The 20,564-nt window shown below is 63.0% G+C and carries 18 protein-coding genes, 3 pseudogenes and 1 riboswitch; of the genes and pseudogenes, 15 read left to right on the forward strand and 6 right to left on the reverse strand.

Annotated elements, in window-relative coordinates:
* Positions 1-310 precede the first annotated feature (310 nt).
* Together aqpZ and AWB83_RS23225 are read left to right on the forward strand one after the other, a co-directional pair.
* Complete coding sequence (gene aqpZ / locus AWB83_RS23220; RefSeq protein ID WP_087047976.1) at positions 311-1,009, forward strand: aquaporin Z; 699 nt, start codon at positions 311-313, stop codon at positions 1,007-1,009.
* Positions 1,010-1,348: 339 nt separating this feature from the next.
* Positions 1,349-1,636: a hypothetical protein gene (locus tag AWB83_RS23225; protein WP_087047977.1), complete on the forward strand. Its 288-nt coding sequence runs from the start codon at positions 1,349-1,351 to the stop codon at positions 1,634-1,636.
* Positions 1,637-1,724: 88 nt separating this feature from the next.
* On the opposite strand, the gene AWB83_RS23230 is transcribed toward AWB83_RS23225, so the two are convergent.
* Together AWB83_RS23230 and AWB83_RS23235 are read right to left on the reverse strand one after the other, a co-directional pair.
* Positions 1,725-2,564 (reverse strand): Cof-type HAD-IIB family hydrolase, encoded by an 840-nt coding sequence (locus tag AWB83_RS23230; RefSeq protein ID WP_087047978.1) that lies wholly within the window; start codon positions 2,562-2,564, stop codon positions 1,725-1,727.
* 57 nt (positions 2,565-2,621) lie between these two features.
* Positions 2,622-3,539 carry a glucosamine kinase nucleotide-binding domain-containing protein gene (locus tag AWB83_RS23235; RefSeq protein ID WP_087048085.1) on the reverse strand — a complete coding sequence of 306 codons (918 nt, stop codon included), beginning with the start codon at positions 3,537-3,539 and terminating at the stop codon, positions 2,622-2,624.
* 112 nt (positions 3,540-3,651) lie between these two features.
* On the opposite strand from AWB83_RS23235, the gene AWB83_RS23240 reads away from it, so the two are divergent.
* From AWB83_RS23240 to AWB83_RS23250, 3 genes are all read left to right on the forward strand, one after another.
* Positions 3,652-4,257: a DNA-3-methyladenine glycosylase I gene (locus AWB83_RS23240; protein ID WP_087047979.1), complete on the forward strand. Its 606-nt coding sequence runs from the start codon at positions 3,652-3,654 to the stop codon at positions 4,255-4,257.
* A gap of 465 nt (positions 4,258-4,722) precedes the next feature.
* Entirely contained in the window at positions 4,723-5,148 is a 426-nt protein-coding gene (locus AWB83_RS23245; protein WP_087048086.1) for a hypothetical protein, read from the forward strand.
* A 34-nt stretch (positions 5,149-5,182) separates the two neighbouring features.
* Positions 5,183-5,542, forward strand: a complete 360-nt coding sequence (locus AWB83_RS23250) for a hypothetical protein (RefSeq protein ID WP_087047980.1) — start codon at positions 5,183-5,185, stop codon at positions 5,540-5,542.
* Between the two features lie 115 nt (positions 5,543-5,657).
* Here AWB83_RS23250 and rpsU read toward each other — a convergent pair whose 3' ends face one another.
* Together rpsU and AWB83_RS23260 are read right to left on the reverse strand one after the other, a co-directional pair.
* The gene (gene rpsU, locus AWB83_RS23255) at positions 5,658-5,870 is read right to left on the reverse strand and encodes a 30S ribosomal protein S21 (RefSeq protein ID WP_087047981.1); all 213 of its coding nucleotides are present in this window, start codon (positions 5,868-5,870) and stop codon (positions 5,658-5,660) included.
* Between the two features lie 350 nt (positions 5,871-6,220).
* Positions 6,221-7,171 (reverse strand): aldo/keto reductase, encoded by a 951-nt coding sequence (locus AWB83_RS23260; protein WP_087047982.1) that lies wholly within the window; start codon positions 7,169-7,171, stop codon positions 6,221-6,223.
* Positions 7,172-7,415: 244 nt separating this feature from the next.
* On the opposite strand from AWB83_RS23260, the pseudogene AWB83_RS37325 reads away from it, so the two are divergent.
* The 5 genes and pseudogenes from AWB83_RS37325 to AWB83_RS23275 form a co-directional block, all read left to right on the forward strand.
* A pseudogene (locus AWB83_RS37325) lies at positions 7,416-8,510 on the forward strand (flagellin N-terminal helical domain-containing protein); the annotation flags it as partial.
* Positions 8,511-8,555: 45 nt separating this feature from the next.
* Positions 8,556-8,864: pseudogene (locus AWB83_RS37885) on the forward strand (flagellin); the annotation flags it as partial.
* 42 nt (positions 8,865-8,906) lie between these two features.
* Positions 8,907-9,584 (forward strand): annotated as a pseudogene (locus tag AWB83_RS37840) (flagellin); the annotation flags it as partial.
* 139 nt (positions 9,585-9,723) lie between these two features.
* On the forward strand, positions 9,724-11,550 hold the full coding sequence (fliD, locus tag AWB83_RS23270; RefSeq protein ID WP_087047984.1) for a flagellar filament capping protein FliD: 1,827 nt from the start codon (positions 9,724-9,726) through the stop codon (positions 11,548-11,550).
* A gap of 23 nt (positions 11,551-11,573) precedes the next feature.
* Positions 11,574-11,873, forward strand: coding sequence for a flagellar protein FliT (locus AWB83_RS23275; protein WP_087047985.1), 300 nt, complete (start codon positions 11,574-11,576; stop codon positions 11,871-11,873).
* A 120-nt stretch (positions 11,874-11,993) separates the two neighbouring features.
* Here AWB83_RS23275 and AWB83_RS23280 read toward each other — a convergent pair whose 3' ends face one another.
* Entirely contained in the window at positions 11,994-13,004 is a 1,011-nt protein-coding gene (locus AWB83_RS23280) for a sodium:calcium antiporter (RefSeq protein WP_087047986.1), read from the reverse strand.
* Between the two features lie 88 nt (positions 13,005-13,092).
* A riboswitch (yybP-ykoY riboswitch) is annotated at positions 13,093-13,268 on the reverse strand.
* Between the two features lie 211 nt (positions 13,269-13,479).
* Here AWB83_RS23280 and AWB83_RS23285 point away from each other — a divergent pair.
* Complete coding sequence (locus tag AWB83_RS23285) at positions 13,480-15,066, forward strand: ABC transporter substrate-binding protein (RefSeq protein ID WP_087048087.1); 1,587 nt, start codon at positions 13,480-13,482, stop codon at positions 15,064-15,066.
* 12 nt (positions 15,067-15,078) lie between these two features.
* Here AWB83_RS23285 and AWB83_RS23290 read toward each other — a convergent pair whose 3' ends face one another.
* A complete protein-coding gene (locus AWB83_RS23290) occupies positions 15,079-16,152 on the reverse strand; it encodes an MBL fold metallo-hydrolase (RefSeq protein WP_087047987.1) in 1,074 nt (357 codons plus the stop codon).
* A gap of 105 nt (positions 16,153-16,257) precedes the next feature.
* Here AWB83_RS23290 and AWB83_RS23295 point away from each other — a divergent pair, with 105 nt between their 5' ends.
* The 4 genes from AWB83_RS23295 to AWB83_RS23310 are packed head-to-tail and all read left to right on the forward strand — an operon-like array spanning position 16,258 to position 20,525.
* The gene (locus AWB83_RS23295; protein ID WP_087047988.1) at positions 16,258-16,680 is read left to right on the forward strand and encodes a MerR family transcriptional regulator; all 423 of its coding nucleotides are present in this window, start codon (positions 16,258-16,260) and stop codon (positions 16,678-16,680) included.
* A gap of 30 nt (positions 16,681-16,710) precedes the next feature.
* Entirely contained in the window at positions 16,711-18,525 is a 1,815-nt protein-coding gene (aceK, locus tag AWB83_RS23300) for a bifunctional isocitrate dehydrogenase kinase/phosphatase (RefSeq protein ID WP_087047989.1), read from the forward strand.
* Positions 18,526-18,556: 31 nt separating this feature from the next.
* A complete protein-coding gene (can, locus tag AWB83_RS23305; RefSeq protein ID WP_087048088.1) occupies positions 18,557-19,339 on the forward strand; it encodes a carbonate dehydratase in 783 nt (260 codons plus the stop codon).
* On the forward strand, positions 19,332-20,525 hold the full coding sequence (locus AWB83_RS23310) for an acetyl-CoA C-acetyltransferase (RefSeq protein WP_087047990.1): 1,194 nt from the start codon (positions 19,332-19,334) through the stop codon (positions 20,523-20,525). The genes can and AWB83_RS23310 overlap by 8 nt, the downstream gene beginning before the upstream one ends.
* The last annotated feature ends 39 nt before the right edge of the window (positions 20,526-20,564 follow it).

Here is a 20,564-nt window from a genome sequence, read left to right on the forward strand (position 1 = left end):
CGGGTGTCGGCTTCTTAAGCATGACCTCTATTAAAGAACAAAGCCCTGGGCAGAGCCAGGGCTTTGTCAGCAGTCTGTGCCGCCCGCATGCCGGGCGGCATTTTTTTTGTTTGATCACTGCCTCGACTACTGCGCGCCGTTACCCGTAAGGAACAATCCGAGGATTCCGCCCGATATCCGTGAATTGACCGCTGATCGACCATTTTTGACAGTTCGCAAAAGAGCTCGCGCTTAAACTGCGCTCCGCAAGCGCATCACGCGTTCTTGTTTCAAATCAACGGCTTTTCATTCTTTTCACGAAGGCAGAATCATGCATTTGTCGAAGCGACTCGGTGCTGAAATTTTCGGTACTTTCTGGCTCGTGCTGGGCGGCTGCGGAAGCGCCGTGCTCGCCGCGGCCTTTCCTGAACTCGGCATCGGTTTCGCCGGCGTCTCGCTGGCATTCGGTCTCACCGTTCTCACGATGGCCTACGCCATCGGCCACGTATCCGGCTGCCACCTCAACCCGGCCGTGAGCATCGGCCTCGCGACCGCCGGGCGCTTCCCGGTGCGCGATCTCTTGCCGTACATCGTCGCGCAGGTCATCGGCGCGACGCTCGGCGCGTGGGTCATCTACCTGATCGCTACGGGCAACCCGAGCTTCGATTTCGCCTCCAGCGCCTTCGCTGCGAACGGCTTCGGCGAGCACTCGCCGGGTCACTTCTCGATGATCGCCGGATTCATCTGCGAAGTCGCGATGACGTTCTTCTTCCTGTTCGTGATCCTCGGCGCGACCGACGACCGCGCGCAGAAAGGCTTCGCGCCCCTCGCCATCGGCCTGTGCCTGACGCTCGTCCACCTGATCTCGATTCCGGTCACCAACACGTCCGTCAATCCGGCACGCTCGACGAGCCAGGCTTTCTTCGTCGGCGGCTGGGCGCTCGATCAGCTCTGGCTGTTCTGGATTGCACCGATCATCGGCGCGATCATCGCGGGCCTGCTTTATCCGTGCCTCACGCGCCAGAAGTAAGCCGCGCCCCGCAAACATCGCAGTGAACCAACGGGCGCGACTTGCGCCCGTTTTTGTTTTTTCCCAACGGCGCGCGATTCGAATGATTAAACCGGCGCGACAAATGTAATCCCGGTTTACGAAGCATGCTTATGAATCGCTGCGACACTACTTCCATCGCCGAACCGCATCGCGCGTGAGGCCCGTGGGACAAGGCATTCGCCGATCACGCCAGCCCGGCTATCCTTCCAGCCCTCCTTACGCCGCCCTTGCACACGGTAACAAGTCGTCGAAGCGTGTAAGACGACGGGCCCTTACATTGGACTCATGCGACACACGTCGCCTTTAAGGAGAAACACAATGAAGCGCATCGTCACCCATATGCTCGTCGCGACCGGCCTTGCAATCGGTGCGGTCGGAGCGGCTCAGGCACACAGCGATCTGCACATCGGCGTCTCGCTCGGCGCGCCCGCATATGTGGCGCCGGCGCCCGTGTACGTGCGTCCCGCGGTTCCGGCGTATCGCGAACCGTACTATCGCCACGATGCGCCGCGCTGGCACGGCGGCTACGACCGCGACTACGGACACTGGAACCGCGCGGGCTGGGACCACCGCGGCTATGGCAACAACTGGGGCCATCGCGGATGAGGGCGCGGCGCGCGGTGATCGGCGTCGATGCCGGCGCCGATCGAAGCGGGCCGCGGCGCGAATGCCCGCGGCTCGCCGCGCGCGGCGTTCAGTCCGGCGTCTGGCCCGGCGACGCCAGTTCGTCGCGAATGTCGAACAGCTTGCGCAACTGATGCGCCACACCCGCCTCGAAGTTATTCCCGACGCGCGGCACGTTCGGCAGGCGCTTGATGAGATCGGGATTGGCGTTGTTCATCATGAACGGATGCCCGGCGGTTTCGAGCAGGTCGATATCGTTCATGTTGTCGCCGAATGCAACGCACTGCGCAGGATCGACATCGAGCCGCTCCAGCACGAAGCGCAGCGCCCGGCCCTTCGACACGTCCGAGGTCATCACCTCGAGACAGTCCGGCAGCGAATACGTGACGTAAAGCGAGTCGCCGAACTCGCGCTCGAGGTTCGCCGCGGTCTCCTTCAGATCGGCCGGATCGCCGATATACAGCACCTTCGCGATGTCCTGCCCATCATGCTCCCGCAGATCCATCACCTCGTACTTGAAGCCCGAATCCTGGTGAAAGACCAGCAGTTCGGGGGCGTGACGGTCGATGAGCCAGGCGTCGTCGGCGAACAGATTGACGATGACGCGGCCGTTGCCGCCCGCGAGATCCGGTTGCACGAGGCGGCGCACGGCGGCGGGAGCCAGATCGCGCGAATAGACGCGCTCGTCGCCGGGCGCATGAACGCGCGCGCCGTTGGATGTGATCAGATAGGCGTCGACGCCGAGCACGTCGCGGATACCGGCGACATCGCGGTAATGCCGCCCCGTCGCGATGACGATGGGCACGCCGCGCGCAGCCAGCGTGCGCACGGTTTCGGCGGTGAAGGGATCGAGCTGGTGGTCGCTGTTCAGAAGCGTACCGTCGAGATCAGTGGCGATGACCGAGTACATGACTGCCTTTGTGGTGCGCTGGGTGAGCGATTCGAGTGTGCCGCAAGGCCCGCTATTTTATCGCGCCCGGCCGGCGGCGCCCGAGAGCGCGGACGCCGCGCGCCGCGCCAGTTCGAGCGCGCCCGCGGCGGAATCCGCGCGCGGCGCACGCATGCGCTCGCGCAACGCCGCGGGGACGAATGGCTCATAAGGCACGGCGAGACCGCCGCACAGCGCGATGGGAAGCGCGCCGGCGGGATCGAGCGGCGCGACGAGCTTCCCGATTTCCTGCCCCGCCTGCTCCAGCAAGCGCGCCGCATCGGGATGATCGCGGAACGCGAAGACCGCGGGCGCGAGCGTCGCGTAAGCGGTCTGGTTCGCGTTGCACAACCACACGACGAGACTGTCGCGATCGGTCGCGCCCGTTCGGGCAAGCAGCTCGCGCGACCAGCCGTCTTCCGGTGCGCGGCCGTCGAGCACGCGCTGAAGATGCACCACGGCACGCAGCCCGAGCCACGCGCCGCTCGCTTCGTCGCCGCTCGGAAAGCCGTAGCCGCCGGAAATGCGGCATACGCCCTTTTCGTCCAGCGAGGCCGCGATGCTGCCCGTGCCCAGCGCGACGACCACGCCGGGTTCGCCGCCGTGCGCGCCGAGGACGGTCGTATAGGCGTCGCTCTCGATGCTGAGCGCGCGCACATCGGGCGCCGCGGCCAGGAAAGCCGCGAGCCAGTCCGCGTTGTTCACGCCCGCAAGCCCGCAGCCGAGCGAGCACGCGCGCCATTCGAACGGCAGCGCGGCGGCGTCGAACGCGCGACGGCACGCCTCGCCGATCGATTGCCACGCCCGCTTCACGCCGAGCCCGAGTCCCGAAGGCCCGCCGCTCGCGCGCGCGAGTTCGAGGCCGTGCGCGTCGGTGAGGATCACGCGCGTGCCGCTTCCGCCGCCGTCGATGCCGAGCAGAAAGCCATCAGATGCCGAAGTCGAAGAAGTATTCATGGCCGCAAGCTTACCGGCCGCGGCGGCGCGCGCCAATTGGCCGAATGGCATGGATGGCGCGGCGCGAACGTTCCGCTATCCTGTCGCGATCCCCAAATGACGAAGGCTCGCAATGGCAGACACCCAACAAACCCGCTGCGCGTGGGCCACGACCGACGCGATGGTTCAGTACCACGATCACGAATGGGGCGTTCCCTCGCGCGACGATCAGCATCTGTTCGAGATGCTCGTTCTCGAAGGCGCGCAGGCGGGGCTTTCCTGGTCGACGATCCTGAACAAGCGCGAAGGCTATCGCGCGCTGTTCGCCGGGTTCGAGATCGACAAGGTCGCGCGCTTCACGGAGAAGGACATCGAGCGGATCGTGCAGGACGCGCGCATCGTGCGCAACCGGGCGAAGATCGAATCGGCCGTGCTCAATGCGCGCGCCGTGAAGCAGATCCAGCAGGAACACGGCTCGTTCGCGGCCTTCGTGTGGTCGTTCGTCGGTGGCACGCCCATCGACACGCCGCGCGACGCGAAAAATCCGACGCCCGCGTCGACACTGGAATCCGACGCATTGAGCAAGGCGCTCAAGCAATACGGCTGCAAGTTCGTCGGCACGACCATTTGCTACGCGTTCATGCAGGCAACAGGCATGGTTAACGATCATGCTGTTGGCTGCCTCTCACGAGTAAAACCTAAGACAAAACGGAAAACGGCGGCTAAATCCGCAACCTGAAGCCGTTTCTGTACGAAAGATTTTTGCTTTTTGACAACGTCTGTGCGCGCAAACCACGCAATTTAGGGTAAATACCTATGGAAACGGTTTTTTTTGCAGTGAAGCACGCGCAAACGCCCGATGTGCAAGGGTTTTCGGAGGGTTTTCCGCACTGCACGAACGTGCGGTCCGTGTAAAAATGGCGTCCTCGCGTGCGCTGGCGCACCTTTTTACCGGACCGAACCGTTATAACTGACGGTGTACGGATCGTTCATCGAGTGTAGAAATCCGACGCGAGCACATAGGGCGAAGCGAGACCGAGCGCCCAGGCCGGGAAACCGCCGTGTTCGATGCAGTGTCCGGGCGGCGAAGCGTTTATTCAGGTTGCGCCAGATTCGCAACGACGCCGCCGCTCCGGTGCAGCCGGTGCAGGTTCTCGAATATCTAAACGCATGGCCGCTGCGCAGGGGCGCAGGGGAGAAGATCATGAAAAGCTTGAACTTCCTGACCCATCAGGAGATTTTCAACAGCGCGGTACAGCATCTTTTCGTGCAAGGGCAAGCGGCATTGCTGCCGCACGGAGGCGGCGCCTACCGCGGATACTGCGGCGGCTGCCCTGTTGGCCGCTTCATCAAGCCGCGCGACTACGTCACCGCGATGGAAGGCGTGCCCATCCGCTACATCGCGAGGCCGCCCGAGCAGATCCCCGCATATATGGATGTCGGCGTCGCGGCGCTCAAGCGCGCGCTTCTCCGTGCGCACATCAACGTGTTCGATCCCAACACCGTCGAATTGCTTTCTTGCCTGCAGAACGTGCATGACGTCTTCGGCAAATGGGAATGGCGCGAGCGCCTCACATCGATCGCGCGTCAGTTCGGCCTTTCCGCCGAGCTCCTGAAAACGGCTGCTTGAGGTTGCGGGTGCTGTGATGTTGAGCCCTATTACGATGTTGAGCCCTAAGGACATTTACGAGCGCGTCAGCTCGCATCTGCTGCGGCAGCGCGCAGTCTCCGAAGACGACAACGGTTCGTGCCGGCTGCGCAGCCCGGAAGGCCGCAAGTGCGCGATCGGCTCGCTCGTGCGCGACGACCTGTATGAGCCCGCGCTGGAAGGCGTCGGCATTTCGTACTATCGGCATGCGCAGGACGGCAAGCTGCTGCAGGCACTCTATGCGTCGAACGTAAATGCCTACGATCCCAACATCATTGATCTGCTGATCGAGCTGGAGCAGGTTCACGACGATGCCGACATCGAAGAGTGGCCGCATCTGCTCGCGGCGCTCGGCAAGCGACACGCGTTCGTCTGATTTCGTCGGCTCGAGCAGTTCAGGTAACGAGCAAACAAAACGGCGGTGCGACCCGTAAGGGCGCACCGCCGTTTTGTTTGCGGGCGAGGATGCGATCCTCGCCGGCTGAAGAGGCTCAGTGCATCTTCTTCGGCAGCATCTGGCTGCGCAGGCGCTTGCGCAGGCGCGCGACGGCGGCTGCTTTCTTGCGCTTGCGCGCGGTAGTCGGCTTCTCGTACGACTGACGCTCGCGCAGTTCGGCGATCAGGCCATTGCGCTCGATGGTGCGGCGGAAACGCCGAATCGCGACATCGAACGGCTCATTTTCTTTGAGGACGATAGTGGTCATGAAAATCCTGTTTTGCTAAACGTATTTCTAAGCGCGCGACGATATGAATTGCCGCGCCCCGGCACTCCGATCGTCCGCCGGACACGATATAAACGACGCGGCGGACACGAGCAAAGCGGCCACGGAGGCCGGAAAAGAGAGAGCTGGATTCAGCCGCCTGAGCGGCATGCGCTTTCGATGGAACGACATGAAAGCGCATTTCGGAGCCGTTCGCTGCTGGTTTTTGACGTTGTCATTTTCAGCGGCGAAGGCGAAAAATCGGACACATTTCTCGATTCGGGCGCGATGTTACCAGAACACCGCGCCGCTGCCAACACCCTCGAACCATCCAACTCATTGATGCAACAGATTTATTTCTGCCACGCGCTGGCTTCGTCGAGAAGATCGACGTCTTCGCCGGCGAGCGTGAGGCGCGTCGAGGCGGCGAGACTCTCGAGTTGCGCTACCGACGTCGCGCTGGCGATCGGCGCCGTCACGCTCGGGCGCGCGATCAGCCACGCGAGCGCGACGGTCGCGGGCGTCGTGTCGTTGCGCTTCGCGACTTCGTCGAGCGCGTCGAGAATGCGGAGACCGCGCGCGTCGAGGTATTTTTCCACGCGCGAGCCGCGCGCCTTGTTTTGCGTATCGGCCTTCGACCGGTACTTGCCCGACAGAAAGCCGCTTGCCAGCGCGTAATACGGCACGACTGCAATGTTGCGCGGTTCCGCCACCGGCTCCAGATCCGTTTCGTAGCCTTCGCGGTCGTAAAGGTTGTACTCGGGCTGAAGGATCTGATAGGCCGGCAAGCCCGAATCCTTCGAGACTTTCAGCGCCTCGTCCAGGCGCTCGCCCGTGTAGTTCGACGCGCCGATCACCCTCACCTTCCCTGCCTTGATGAGCTTCTGATACGCATTGAGCGTCTCGTCGAGCGGCGTTTGCTCGTCGTCGTAATGAGAGAAATAGACGTCGATGTAGTCGGTCTTGAGGCGTCGCAGCGAATCGTCGACGGCGGCCGCGATGTTCGCCGCCGTCAGACCGGCGCGCGTGCTCAGTTTGCCGACCTTGGTGGCGAGCACGACCCGATGGCGCTTGCCGCTGTCCTTGAACCACTTGCCGATGATCGTCTCCGATTCGCCGCCCTGATGCCCGTCGACCCAGGCGGAATAGACATCGGCCGTATCGATGAAATTGAGGTCGTGATCGACGAACGCGTCGAGGATCGAGAACGACGTGCGCTCGTCGGCGGTCCAGCCGAACACGTTGCCGCCGAAGACGAGCGGCGCGACTTTCAGTTCCGAATTGCCGATGCTGCGTGTCTGCATGAGTGCTCCGGTGCGCGAGAGGACGGACCGAAAAGCATACGCGCGAAACGGGAGGCTTGCCAGGCGAGGCTTCGGAGGCTTACGAAGCTATTCATTACACAAATCGTTTGCGCGGGACTTAAGTTTTTCGAGGGGCCCGATAACCACAAGTAGGCGGCCGGCTATCACCGAAGGGCAGGACCGCCAAGAAACAAATTCGGTGCCTTAGCCAAAGCCAGACAAAAGTCTCCCAGGAGAAACTGAGATGCTCGGAATTAATACCAATATCAACTCGCTGGTCGCACAGCAAAACCTGAACGGCTCGCAAAGCGCGCTGTCGCAAGCGATCACGCGCCTTTCGTCGGGTAAGCGCATCAATAGCGCGGCTGACGACGCAGCGGGCCTCGCGATCTCGTCCGGCATGCAAACGCAGATCAACGGTCTGAACCAAGGCGTCTCGAACGCGAACGATGGCGTGTCGATGATTCAGACTGCCACCAGCGGCCTTGCGCAGATCACGTCGAGCCTGCAGCGCATCCGTACGCTCGCAGTGCAATCGGCTAGCGGCGGCTTGACCGCCGACAATCAGGCGGCACTGCAACAGGAAGTGAACCAGCAGATCGCCGAAGTCAACCGTATCGCATCGCAGACGACGTACAACGGCAAGAGCGTTCTGGACGGCTCGGCGGGCACGCTCAGCTTCCAGGTCGGCGCGAACGTCGGTCAGACGATCAGCCTGAACCTGTCGCAGGGCGTTTCGGCTTCGCTGCTCGGCAAGGGCGTGGTCGCATCGGGCAACACTCTCGGCACGCTGCAGAACCTGAACCTCAACTCGGACGGCACGGCGCACACCGGTTCGGACGCGGCCGCCATCACGTCGATCAACGTTCTTTCGGACGGCAACGGCGGCTTCAGCTACACCGACCAGAACAATCAGGCGCTTTCGTCGAAGGCCGTCGGCGCTCTGTTCGGCAACTCGACCGGCACGGGCGGTCCGCTGAACCTGACGCTTTCGAGCAGCAGCGCACTCTCCGTTTCCAACCAGTTGAGCACGATCTCGACCGCCAACGCGACGCCGCCTTCGGTAGCGGGCAAGACGCTCGGCACGATCACGGGCATCAGCATCGACGCGTCCTCGGGTAAGGACGTGGCGCAAGGCACGGCGAACGCAATCACGTCGATCACCGTGAAGAGCGATGGTTCGGGCGGCTACCAGTTCTTCGACCAGTCGGGCAATGCGCTGGCATCGAGCCTGGTGGGTGACAACACCGGTAACAACCCCGGCACGCTGTTCACTTCGATCAAGGGCACGACCGGCCAGGGCGACAAGCTGGAGTTCACGTCGGAAACGTCGCAACTGGACAGCATCAACGCCGCGAACAACAGCGGTGGCGGCGCGATCAGCGCCGGCACGGTGCTCGGCAAGGTCTCGGGTCTCAGCCTCGACGCGAATGGCAACACGGTGGCGGCCTCCAGCGCGACGATCACCTCGGTCGTCGTGAAGGCCGACGGCGCCGGCGGCTTCAAGTTGTACCAGCAAGACGGCACCACGGCGATCAGCGACGCGGCGGCCACGACACTGTCCGGCATCGCTGCCAACGCAACCGGTTCGGGCGATACGACGTCGCACGGCAACCTGTTCACCATCACAAAGGACGGCAATGGCACGGGTAACGCCAGCATCAGCCTGACCTCGCCGTCGACGGAACTGGCGGACATCAACGCCTCAGCCATCACGGACACGGCAACGGGCACCAAGAGCTACACGATTAACAACATCAGCATTGATCCGTCTACCGGCCAGACTGTCGCGGCCGGGACCAAAGGCGCGATTACCTCGGTCACGATCAACGAAGATGGCGCCGGCGGCTTCAGCTTCACGGACCAGAACGGCAACAAGCTCGCGAAGTCTTTGACCGGCGTGGATCCGAATGCTACGGGCAGCGGTAACACCAACACCTCCGGTTCGTTGTTCACGGTCGCGAAGGACGGTAACGCTGCGAACATCGCCAAAGTGAGCTTCACGGGCGGTAACAGCGCCGTCACGCTGACCTCGGCCACGCCCGATGCAACGCCGAAGCTCAGCGCCATCGCGTCGATCAACTCGAACAACAACCCGGGTACGGTTGCTTCGATCGACATCAGCACGACGGCGGGCGCGAATCAGGCGATGGAGTCGATCGACAATGCGCTGAAGACGGTCAACAACATTCAGGCAAGCCTGGGCGCGGCAGAAAACCGCTTCACGGCGATCGCCGCGGGTCAGCAAGCGCAGGCGACCGACCTGTCGTCCGCTCAGTCGCAGATCACCGACGCGAACTTCGCGCAGGAAACGGCGAACCTGAGCAAGGCGCAAGTGCTGCAACAGGCCGGTATCTCGGTTCTGGCGCAAGCCAACTCGCTGCCGCAGCAAGTTCTGAAGCTGTTGGGCTAAGCATCACGCTGTAACGGCATGCGCACCGCTCGCTTCATGTGGCGCGCATGCCGCAGTTGTATGGGGAGGCCTGGCCTCCCGCACTGCTTTCTAAGACACTATCGGCTTCACTGACTTACCGAGGCACGGAGCTTTCCTAATGTCCACCGTTTCGACGTCCACCACGAGCACGAGCACGACCGCAAGCGCCAATTCCGCGCTACAGGAAGCCGCACAGTCGATCATCAGCGGCTCGACCGGCAATTCGTCGCTCGACGTATCGTCTCTGGTGAGCGCCCTCGTCAACGCCAAGACGGCCAGCCAGACGGCAGCCCTGGCTGCGCAGAAGACGAGCGACACCACGAAGCTTTCCGCCATCGGCACCTTGAAGTCGGCGCTCGGCGCCCTGCAGGCCAGCCTCACGAATCTGACGAACGGCAAGACGCTGGCGTCATACACGGCTACCGCAAGCGGCTCGGGCATCACCGCAACGGCCGGAGTCGGCGCCGTTGCCGGCAGCTATTCCATTTCGGTCTCGCAAATTGCGCAGGCCCAGACGCTTTCCTCCGGCGCCTTCGATGCGACCAAGTCGCTCGGCACCGGCACGATGAAGATCTCGGTCGGCGGCCAGTCGATGAGCATCGACATCGGTTCGACCAACAACACGCTTTCAGGAATCGCCACGGCGATCAACTCGGCCAGCAACAATCCCGGCGTCACCGCAACCATCGTCACCGGCACGGACGGCGCGCACCTCGTGCTGCGCTCGTCGAGCACGGGCGCCTCGAACACGATCAGCGTCAGCACGAGCAACGTCCAGAATGACGCCGGCCTGTCGAGCCTCGGCGTGAGTTCCACGCCCACGCTGAGCTCGGGCACGTTCGACCCGGCGCAGGCGCTCGGCAGCGGCGCGATGACGCTTTCCATCGGCGGCAAGTCGATGAGCGTCAATATTGATTCGACCAACAACACGCTTTCGGGCATTGCATCGGCGATCAATTCGGCGAGCGACAATCCCGGCGTCACCGCCAAGGTCGTCACCACTTCGGGCGGCGCGCAACTCGTGCTCAGTGCATCCGATGGCAGCACCAACGCCGTCACAGTCGGCGTGAGCGGCGTGACGAACGATCAGGGGCTCTCGAGCCTCGGCAACATGACCGCCTCGCCGATCACCTCGGCGGGCAGCCCGGCGTGGACCCAGACCAAGGCGGCGCAGGACGCGCTCTTCACCGTGGATGGCACGTCGATCAAGAGTTCCAGCAACACCTCGACCACCGCGATCTCCGGCGTCACCTTGAACCTTACCGCGGCCGCGCTCGCCAGCACGTCCTCGTCCGGAACGTCGACGGGCAACGAGCAGACGCTGACCATTTCCACCGATACCACGACGCAAGCGACCGCGATCACGAACTTCGTAAGCCTGTACAACACGATGGTCACGACGATGGGAACGCTCACCTCGTTCGATTCGTCGCAGGCAGCGGGCTCGCAGGGCGGTCCGTTGCTCGGTGACTCGATGCTGAACACGGTACGCAATACGCTCGCAAGCGTCATCAGCAACGGGGTGCAGAGCGGCAACTCGAAGATCAATCTGAGTTCGATCGGCATCACCCTGAACGCGGACGGCTCGCTGGCGACGGACACCGACGCACTCAACAGTGCGCTCTCGAATTCGCCTTCGACGGTGGCGGCTCTGTTCAACTCGACGACGGGCATTGCGGCGCAGTTGAACAACAGCATCACGAATTTCACGAAGACGGGCGGGATGATCGATACCGAGACGACCGCGCTGAACAACGATCTCACCAACATCGCCACGCAGCAAACCGCGCTGTCCACCTACACGACGCAACTGACCAACCAGTATCAGGCACAGTTCACCGCGCTGAACACGCTCATGGCGACGATGAACAACAACTCGCAATATCTCACGCAGCTCTTCGGCGGCACGAATAGCGCCGGCGCTATGGCGACCAACAAGGGCTGATCCCGCGAAGGAATCCACGAATCATGAACCAGCAACGATTGATCGAAGACGCCTGGGCGCTGACCGAGGCGATCGAACTGGCGGTGGGCAAGGAAGACTGGGAGCACGCGGCCGGGCTCGCCGAGGCGCGCTCTCCGATGTTGATGTCGCTGCAGGCGGGCCAGCCGGCGGATGCGCTGATCCTCATCCGCAAGATTCAGGCAAGCATGGACGCCGTCGCCGCCCGCGCACGCGACGCGCAGACGACCCTTTCCGCGACCTATCGCCGCTCGATGGACGGCGCGAAAGCCGCCAGCCAATATCATCAGGCCGCACGGCTCTAAAGTTTTTCCTTATCAGGCCGATAACAAACTTAGAACAACAAGAACAACGCGCCGCTCGTTCGGCGCGCTGCTTCGCTCTCGATGCCCGCTTCGGCGGGCATTTTTATTTTCAGCGCCGCTTCAACGCCCCAGCGTCAGCACGAGATACGTGACATACAGCACGCCGTTGCCCAGCAGTGCCCAGAGCGCCACTCCGTTGACCTTCGCATTGAACCGCAGCCACGCGGCCGCCGCGAGCGTGATCAGCACGCCGGTCAGCACCTCGATGCGCGGCTCCCAGGGCGTCAGCATGATCCCGATCGCCGGCAGCAGCGTGCCCTGAAACACCATCGCGCCGGTGATATTGCCGAACGCGAGCGTGTCCTTTCCTCTGCGCGCCCACAGAATGCTGTTCACTTTCTCCGGCAACTCCGTCGCGATCGGAATGATGATGAGCGAGAGCAGCAACGGCGAAATACCAAGCGCCTGCGACGCGCCCTCGACGCCATGAATGAACCCTTTCGCGCCGCCCACCAGCAAAATGATGCCGATAAGGAATTGCAGCATGATGGATCCAAGCGTCGTCTTCAGACCGGCGCGCGAGATGAAAAGCGCCTCGGGCGCTTCCGTCCCGTGCCCGCTCTCGACCAGTCCCGCCGAGGCCCGGAACGTCGAGATCACATACAGCACATAAACTGCAACGAGCCCCACGGCGAAGCAAGCCCGCACCAGCCACGCATGATGCGGCACGAACATCGCCGCGCAGGCGATCAGGAACGCGCACAAGAAGAAGTTGAGATCGCGCGTGAAGCCGCTGCGCTCCGGCATGATCCTGCCGCCCAAACCGCGCGACTTGAGAATCGCGACGGTCATGAGGCAAGTGGAGAGCGTCGCGAGCATCAGCGGCGCGCCGAGAATCGCGCCGACGCCAATCTCCTCGTTGACCGCGCGGCTAGACGTGCCGCCGAGCAACGCGATGATCGGCACGGTCGTCTCGGGCAGCGCGGTGCCGACCGCCGCGAACAGCGACCCGGTCACGCCTTCGGAAATCCCGAGCCGTTCGCCGAGATGTTCGAGCGCATTCGTGAAAAGCTCCGAAGCGATCAGGATGACCGCGAGCATCAGCGCGAGTTCGAGGAAGAGCATCGTCATGCGGCACCTCGCATGGATCGATGCGAAAGAAGCGCAAGTGTGCGCGGGAGACGGGGGTGTTGTAGTTGTAGGGACACGATGTTTCCACGGCCGGACGTCGAGCGAACCACGATGCGCCACGCGCCGTCCGACCAGGAACGACGAAGCGCATCGATGGTCTCGCCAAACCGTTCCGGTCGAACGCGCCACGGCAGCAGAGCCGAGGATGTTGACGCGTTCTCCTTCGCACGCGAAGGAAGGCTACTCCCCAAAGACTGCGCAAGTTTATCCCGACGCGCCCAGTTTCGGCAAGCCGCGCGAGCACGGCACGAAAGCGCCGCGCATAAGCGTATGCCGATCGAATCGTTGTCGGCGGCGGAGGCATTCGCTAATCTAGCCGCGCCGGGCGCGCCGCTTGCGATGCATGCGCTCGCCAAACGAACAAGCCTGCAACAAGAACGAAACGTTGTGTGACCGCCAGGTCACGGGAGATCTCATGCGCCTGAAACTCTTCGCCGCAGCCGCGATGCTCGCCGCGCCGATGCTCGCGATGTCCAAGCCACTCACCGTCTGCACCGAATCGAGCCCGGACGGCTTCGATGTCGTCCAGTTCAATTCGCTCGTGACGACCAATGCGTCCGCGGACGTCATCTTCAACACGCTCGTCGCCTACGACGAAGCCGCGAAGAAGGTCGTGCCCTCGCTCGCGGAAAAGTGGGACGTGAGCGGCGACGGCCTGACTTACACCTTCCATCTGCGTTCGAACGTTCAGTTCCAGACGACCGACTACTTCAAGCCGACGCGCCCGCTCGACGCCGACGACGTCGTCTTCACCTTCGAGCGCATGCTCTCGGACAGCAATCCGTGGCACAAGATCGCGGGTGCGAGCGGCTTTCCGCACGCGCAATCGATGGGCCTCGTGAAGCTCATCAAGGCCGTGACGAAAGTCGATGACCATACCGTGAAATTCGATCTGAACGAGCCCAACGCAACCTTCGTGCCGATCCTCACGATGGGCTTCGCATCGATCTACTCCGCCGAATACGCGGACAAGCTGCTCAAGGCCAATCAGCAAGTCGACCTGAACAGCAAGCCGATCGGCACCGGCCCGTTCGTCCTGAAGAGCTACACGAAGGACTCGGTGATCCGCTACGACGTCAATCCGACGTACTGGGGCCCGAAGCCGAAGATCGACCGCCTGATCTACGCGATCACGCCGGACGCCGCCGTGCGCGCGCAGAAGATCAAGGCGGGCGAATGCCAGATCGCGCTCTCGCCGAAGCCGCAGGACGTGCTCGACGCAAAGAAGGACAAGGCGCTGAAGGTGAGCGAGGCGCCCGCGTTCATGACGGCGTTCGTCGCGCTCAACACGCAGAAGAAGCCGCTCGACAATCCGAAAGTGCGTCAGGCGCTGAACATCGCGTTCGATCGCACGACCTACATGAAGACCGTCTTCGACAATACCGGCACGCCCGCCGTGAATCCGTATCCGCCGAATACGTGGAGCTACGACAGGAACATCGCCGCGTACAAGTACTCACCGGATGACGCGAAGAAGCTGCTCGCCGACGCGGGCTTCCCGAACGGCTTCGACACGACGATCTGGGTGCGTCCGAACGGCAGCGTGCTGAATCCGAATCCGAAGGCCGGCGCGGAACTGCTGCAGGCCGATCTCGCGAGGATCGGCGTGAAGGCGCAGGTGAAGGTGATCGAATGGGGCGAGCTGATCAAGGAAGCCAAGCAAGGCCAGCACGACATGCTGTTCATGGGCTGGGCCGGCGACAACGGTGACCCGGACAACTATCTTTCGCCGCTCTTCAGCTGCAACGCGGTGAAATCGGGCATCAACTTCGCGCGCTTCTGCGACAGCCAGCTCGACACGCTCATCGCCGATGGCAAAGCGACGCCCGACGTCGCGAAACGCACGAAGGCGTATGTCGACGCGCAGAAGATCATCCACGATCAGGCGCTCTGGATTCCGCTCGTCTACCCGACCGCCGCCGCGCTCACGCGTGCGAACGTCAGCGGCTACAACGTGAGCCCGTTCGGGCGGCTGAATCTGGGCAGCGTGTCGGTGCAGTAATCGCGCGCGATATCAGGCCGGCGAGAAGCGGATCACGCCGTCATCGCCGGCCTCGCGCTTCAGGGTTCCATCGAGCCACAGAAGGTTCAGATGCGCGAGCGCTTCGCCGAGCGCGAATGTCATCTGATGAATGTCGAGCTTGCGCTTGAACATGATCGGCACGATATCAGCGGCGCTGCATGCCTTCTGCGCACATGCCTCGCGCACTTCCGCCAGCCGTGCGCGATGATGCTCTCGCAATTGCCCGATGCGCGTCTGCACGCCGCGAAACGGCTTGCCGTGCGAAGGCAGCGCAAGCGTATCGACGGGCATCGATTCATAACGGCCGAGTGATTCCAGATAAAGCGCGAGCGGATTGCCCTCCGGCTCGACCGCGAATACGGAGACGTTCGTGGAAATGCGCGGCAGCACCATGTCGCCGGAGATGAGCAACTTCTCCGCCGCGCAATAGAGCGCGGTATGTTCGGGCGAATGGCCGTAGCCCGACACCACTTCCCACTCGCGCGCGCCGATCCTGATGACATCGCCGTTGCGGATGCGCCGGTATTCGCCGGGAATCGAAGGCACGAGCGTCGGATAGTAGCTGTCGCGCTTTCTGAGCTGATCGAGCGAGGCTTCGTCGGTCAGCCCGTGCGCGGCGAAATGCGCCGCCGCGCGCTCGCCGCCCGCGTTGGAGCCGTCGCCCGCGGCCATCACGCGGCCCATGGCGTATTCGCCAAGCGAAATCCACAGGCGCACGTTCCAGCGCTTTTTATCGCCGCCCTTGCAGATCCAGTCGGCGAGACCCAGATGATCCGGATGGCAATGCGTGACGATCACGCGCAGCACCGGCAGGCCGTCGAGCACGGTGTCGAACACGCGCTCCCAGTTCGTGCGGATCGTATCGCTCGAAATCCCGCAATCGACGACGGTCCAGCCGCGCACGCCGTCGATCTCGTCGCGCAGCACCCAGAGGTTGATGTGATCGAGCGCGAACGGCAAGGGCATGCGCAGCCAGAACACACCCGGCGCAACTTCCTTGACGCCGCCCGACTCGGGCAATGCGTCGGCGAAAACATAGTCGAGCTGGTGTTCGAGTGCGTTCATTCGTTTCTTGCCTCCGGGTTTGCGCCGCGTTGCAATTTGGCGAAGTTGACGATAACGTAAACGTCCATTCTAACGTTGCGCGCGCATTTGCGCTGCCGGCCCGTGATGACTCAACCGACGCATTTCACGATCACCGAACTGGCGCGCGAGTTCGACGTCACGCCGCGCGCCATTCGCTTCTACGAGGATCAGGGCCTGCTCGCGCCAAGGCGCGAAGGCTCGAACGGCCTGCGGCGCGTGTATTCATCGCGCGATCGCACGCGTCTGAAGCTTACGCTGCGCGGCAAGCGGCTGGGCTTCACGCTGTCGGAAATCCGCACGCTGCTCGATCTCTACGATTCGCCCACCGGCACCATCACGCAGTTGCAGGCATTCGTCGATACCATCGCCGCGCATCGCGAGGTGCTCGAACGCCAGCTGGAAGACCTGAACACCACGCTCGCCGAGCTTGCGGCGTATGAGGAACAAGGACGCTCGCTGCTCACGGCGGGCATGGAGAAGCGCGCACGCAAACCCAAGGCAGCATGATCTGAGGTCAACACGAAGCGCAGGGCCGACATGAATCACTTCCCCAAGCTGCTCTCGTCGCAAATCGGCTTCGACGTCGCGCAGACGATGCTCGAGGGATTCGATCGCCATTACCGTGTGTTTCGCGAGGCCGCGATCAAGGCCAAGCATCTGTTCGAACGAGGCGACTGGCTCGCGTTGCAGCAGCTCGCGCGCGAGCGCATCACGTCGTATGACGACCGCGTCGCGGAATGCGTGGCGCTGCTCGAGGACGAATTCGACGCCGAGAACATCGACGACGACGTCTGGCAGCAGATCAAGCTGCATTACATCGGCTTGCTGACGACGCATCGGCAGCCGGAATGCGCCGAGACGTTCTTCAACTCGGTGTGCTGCAAGATCCTGCATCGCTCGTACTTCAATAACGACTTCATCTTCGTGCGGCCGGCCATTTCGACCGAGTACATCGAGAACGACGAACCCGCCGCGAAGCCCACGTATCGCGCGTATTATCCGGAGAAGGACGGGCTTGCCGCGACGCTCGAGCGCATCGTGACGAACTTTCAGCTCGAGCCGCCGTTCGAGGACCTGCCGCGCGACGTGCAATGCGTGATGCAGGCGCTCCGCGACGCCTTCGGCGATCTCACGCCCGCGCCGAACTTTCAGATTCACGTGCTTTCGTCGCTGTTCTTTCGGAACAAGGCGGCGTATATCGTCGGGCGCATCATCAACGGCGATGCGTTGCTGCCCTTTGCGATCGCCGTGCGGCATACGAAGCCCGGCTTGCTCGCACTCGATACCGTGCTGCTCTCGCGCGAGGAGGTGCTCATCATTTTCAGCTTCTCGCACTCGTATTTTCTCGTCGACATGGAAGTGCCGTCGGCGTACGTGGAATTCCTGCGCACCATCATGCCGCGCAAGCCGAAGGCGGAAATCTATACGTCGGTCGGGTTGCAGAAGCAGGGCAAGAACGATTTCTATCGCGACTTGCTGCATCATCTGTCGCATTCGAGCGATAAGTTCATCGTCGCGCCGGGCATCAAGGGGCTCGTGATGATCGTCTTCACGCTGCCTTCCTTCCCCTACGTGTTCAAGCTCATCAAGGACGCGTTTCCGCCGCCGAAGGAAACCACGCGCGAGAAGATTCAGGACAAGTATCAGCTCGTCAAGCGTCACGATCGCCTGGGACGCATGGCCGACACGCTCGAATATTCGAGTGTCGCGCTGCCGCTCGCGCGGCTCGACGACGCGCTCATCCGCGAGCTCGAGAGGGAAGCGCCCTCGATGATCGAATACGAAGACGAGAAGCTCGTCATCAGGCATGTGTATATCGAGCGCCGCATGGTGCCGCTCAATCTCTTCTTGCAGAATGGAAGCGACGAGGACATCGAGCACGGCATCAAGGAATATGGCGACGCGATCAAGCAGCTGATCCAGGCCAACATCTTTCCGGGCGACCTGCTGTACAAGAACTTCGGCGTGACGCGGCACGGCCGGGTAGTGTTCTACGATTACGACGAAATCGAGTATCTGACCGATTGCAACGTGCGCCGCGTGCCGCTGCCGCGCCACGAAGAAGACGAGTTGTCGGGCGAGCCGTGGTATACCGTCGGGCCGCACGACATCTTTCCCGAGACGTACGGGACGTTCCTGCTCGGCGATCCGCGCGTGCGCGAAGCGTTCATGCGCCATCACGCGGATTTCTTCGACCCCGCGCTCTGGCAGCGTCACAAGGAACAACTGCTGCGCGGCGAACTGGCCGATTTCTTTCCCTACGACCGGGATGTCCGATTCTGCGTCCGCTATCCGGAGCGTTTCGACAACCCCGGCCAACCGGACGCCCAGGCGTCCGCACGGGCCGCGTGATCTCGCGCGCCCCCAGGCATTGAAGACAATGATGAACCACACTGACGACACCAACGACGCATCCAATCCTCTTGCCCATTTGTTCGCGAACAATCAGGAATGGGTCAATTGCAAGCTCGCCGAAGACGCCGAGTTCTTCCAGCGGCTCGCGCATCAGCAAGCGCCGGAATATCTGTGGATCGGCTGCGCGGACTCGCGCGTGCCGGCCAACGAGATCATCGGCTTGCCGCCTGGCGAGGTGTTCGTGCACAGAAATATCGCGAACGTGGTGGTGCACTCCGATCTCAATTGTCTTTCGGTCATCCAGTTCGCCGTCGATCTTCTGAAGGTGAAGCACATCATGGTGGTCGGCCATTACGGCTGCTCGGGCGTGGGCGCGGCGCTCGTCGGGCAGCGCGTCGGTCTCGCCGACAACTGGCTGCGGCACGTCGAGGACGTGCGCGAGAAGCACGCCGCGCTGCTCGACGAATGGCCGATGGGCGAAGCGCGGCACCGGCGTCTGGTGGAGCTGAACACCATCGAGCAGACCATCAACGTGTGCCGCACGACCATCGTCAACGATGCATGGGCGCGCGGCCAGGAGCTCACCGTGCATGGCTGGACCTACGGCGTGCACGATGGCCGCCTGCGCAACATGGGCATGATGATCAGCGCACCGGCCGAGATCGACCCGGTGTACCGGTCGTGCATTGCCGCGATGACTCGCAGCGGCGCGCATTCGGCGGAGAACGATGTCCTCGCGTCCGATGCGGCGCGCCTCGGAGAGATTCCCGCCATCATTCAGGGCGTCATCAAGGAGTTGAAACATGAGTGAGACACAGCAAGACCCGGTAGTCATCGTCTCGGCGGCGCGCACACCGATGGCCGCATTTCAGGGCGAGTTCGCCTCGCTGACCGCGGCGCAGCTCGGCGCCGCCGCGATCGCCGCGGCGCGCGAGCGCGCGGGCCTCGCGCCCGAGCAGATCGACGAGGCGATCATGGGCTGCGTGCTGCCCGCGGGACAAGGGCAGGCGCCCGCGCGTCAGGCCGCCCTCGGCGCAGGCTTGCCGCTCTCGACCGGCAGCACGACCGTCAACAAGATGTGCGGCTCCGGCATGCGCGCCGCGATGTTCGCGCATGACATGCTGCTCGCGGGCTCGGTCGACGTGATCGTGGCGGGCGGCATGGAGAGCATGACGAACGCGCCGTATCTCCTGCCGAAGGCGCGCGCCGGCATGCGCATGGGCCACGGGCAGGTGCTCGATCATATGTTCCTCGACGGCCTCGAGGATGCCTACGAGAAAGGCCGTCTGATGGGCACGTTCGCGGAGCAATGCGCGTCGTCGTATGCGTTCTCGCGCGAAGCACAGGACGCGTTCGCGATCGAATCGCTGCGGCGTGCGCAGCGCGCCAACGAGGACGGTTCGTTCAAGTGGGAAATCGCGCCTGTGACGGTGCCGGGCAGGAAGGGTGATGTCGTCGTCGGGCGCGATGAGCAGCCGTTCAAGGCGAACATCGAGAAAATTCCTTCGCTCAAGCCGGCGTTCGCGAAAGACGGAACGGTGACGGCGGCAAATTCCTCGTCGATCTCGGATGGCGCGGCGGCGCTCGTGATGATGCGCGAATCGACCGCGAAGCGTCTGGGCGCGGCGCCGGTCGCGCGTGTCGTCGGGCACAGCACGTTCGCGCAGGAGCCTGCGTTGTTCACCACGGCGCCCGTCGGCGCGATCCGCAAGCTCTTCGAGAAGAACGGCTGGCGCGCGAGCGATGTCGATCTGTATGAGATCAACGAGGCGTTCGCCGTCGTGACCATGGCCGCGATGCGCGAGCACGATCTGCCGCACGACAGGGTCAATGTGAACGGCGGCGCTTGTGCGCTCGGACATCCGATCGGGGCGTCGGGGGCGCGGATTCTCGTGACGTTGCTCGGAGCGTTGAAAGCGCGTGGGTTGAAGCGTGGGGTGGCGAGCTTGTGTATCGGCGGCGGGGAGGCGACGGCGATGGGTGTGGAACTGGTTTGAGGGTTCTTGTGAGCCGGCCGGCGTTCGGCACGCGCCGGG

The organism is Caballeronia ptereochthonis, assembly GCF_001545075.1.
In the GTDB taxonomy this organism is placed as follows: domain Bacteria; phylum Pseudomonadota; class Gammaproteobacteria; order Burkholderiales; family Burkholderiaceae; genus Caballeronia; species Caballeronia ptereochthonis.

Bases quoted from the DNA above. Each gene is read 5' to 3' on its own strand.
- AWB83_RS23290 (WP_087047987.1), bottom strand. From the start codon at position 16,152: ATGAACGCACTCGAACACCAGCTCGACTATGTTTTCGCCGACGCATTG.
- AWB83_RS23235 (WP_087048085.1), bottom strand. From the start codon at position 3,539: ATGAATACTTCTTCGACTTCGGCATCTGATGGCTTTCTGCTCGGCATC.
- AWB83_RS23240 (WP_087047979.1), top strand. From the start codon at position 3,652: ATGGCAGACACCCAACAAACCCGCTGCGCGTGGGCCACGACCGACGCG.
- aqpZ (WP_087047976.1), top strand. From the start codon at position 311: ATGCATTTGTCGAAGCGACTCGGTGCTGAAATTTTCGGTACTTTCTGG.
- AWB83_RS23260 (WP_087047982.1), bottom strand. From the start codon at position 7,171: ATGCAGACACGCAGCATCGGCAATTCGGAACTGAAAGTCGCGCCGCTC.
- can (WP_087048088.1), top strand. From the start codon at position 18,557: ATGAACCACACTGACGACACCAACGACGCATCCAATCCTCTTGCCCAT.
- AWB83_RS23280 (WP_087047986.1), bottom strand. From the start codon at position 13,004: ATGACGATGCTCTTCCTCGAACTCGCGCTGATGCTCGCGGTCATCCTG.
- AWB83_RS23275 (WP_087047985.1), top strand. From the start codon at position 11,574: ATGAACCAGCAACGATTGATCGAAGACGCCTGGGCGCTGACCGAGGCG.
- AWB83_RS23230 (WP_087047978.1), bottom strand. From the start codon at position 2,564: ATGTACTCGGTCATCGCCACTGATCTCGACGGTACGCTTCTGAACAGC.
- AWB83_RS23245 (WP_087048086.1), top strand. From the start codon at position 4,723: ATGAAAAGCTTGAACTTCCTGACCCATCAGGAGATTTTCAACAGCGCG.
- AWB83_RS23310 (WP_087047990.1), top strand. From the start codon at position 19,332: ATGAGTGAGACACAGCAAGACCCGGTAGTCATCGTCTCGGCGGCGCGC.
- AWB83_RS23295 (WP_087047988.1), top strand. From the start codon at position 16,258: ATGACTCAACCGACGCATTTCACGATCACCGAACTGGCGCGCGAGTTC.
- rpsU (WP_087047981.1), bottom strand. From the start codon at position 5,870: ATGACCACTATCGTCCTCAAAGAAAATGAGCCGTTCGATGTCGCGATT.
- aceK (WP_087047989.1), top strand. From the start codon at position 16,711: ATGAATCACTTCCCCAAGCTGCTCTCGTCGCAAATCGGCTTCGACGTC.
- AWB83_RS23225 (WP_087047977.1), top strand. From the start codon at position 1,349: ATGAAGCGCATCGTCACCCATATGCTCGTCGCGACCGGCCTTGCAATC.
- AWB83_RS23285 (WP_087048087.1), top strand. From the start codon at position 13,480: ATGCGCCTGAAACTCTTCGCCGCAGCCGCGATGCTCGCCGCGCCGATG.
- fliD (WP_087047984.1), top strand. From the start codon at position 9,724: ATGTCCACCGTTTCGACGTCCACCACGAGCACGAGCACGACCGCAAGC.
- AWB83_RS23250 (WP_087047980.1), top strand. From the start codon at position 5,183: ATGTTGAGCCCTAAGGACATTTACGAGCGCGTCAGCTCGCATCTGCTG.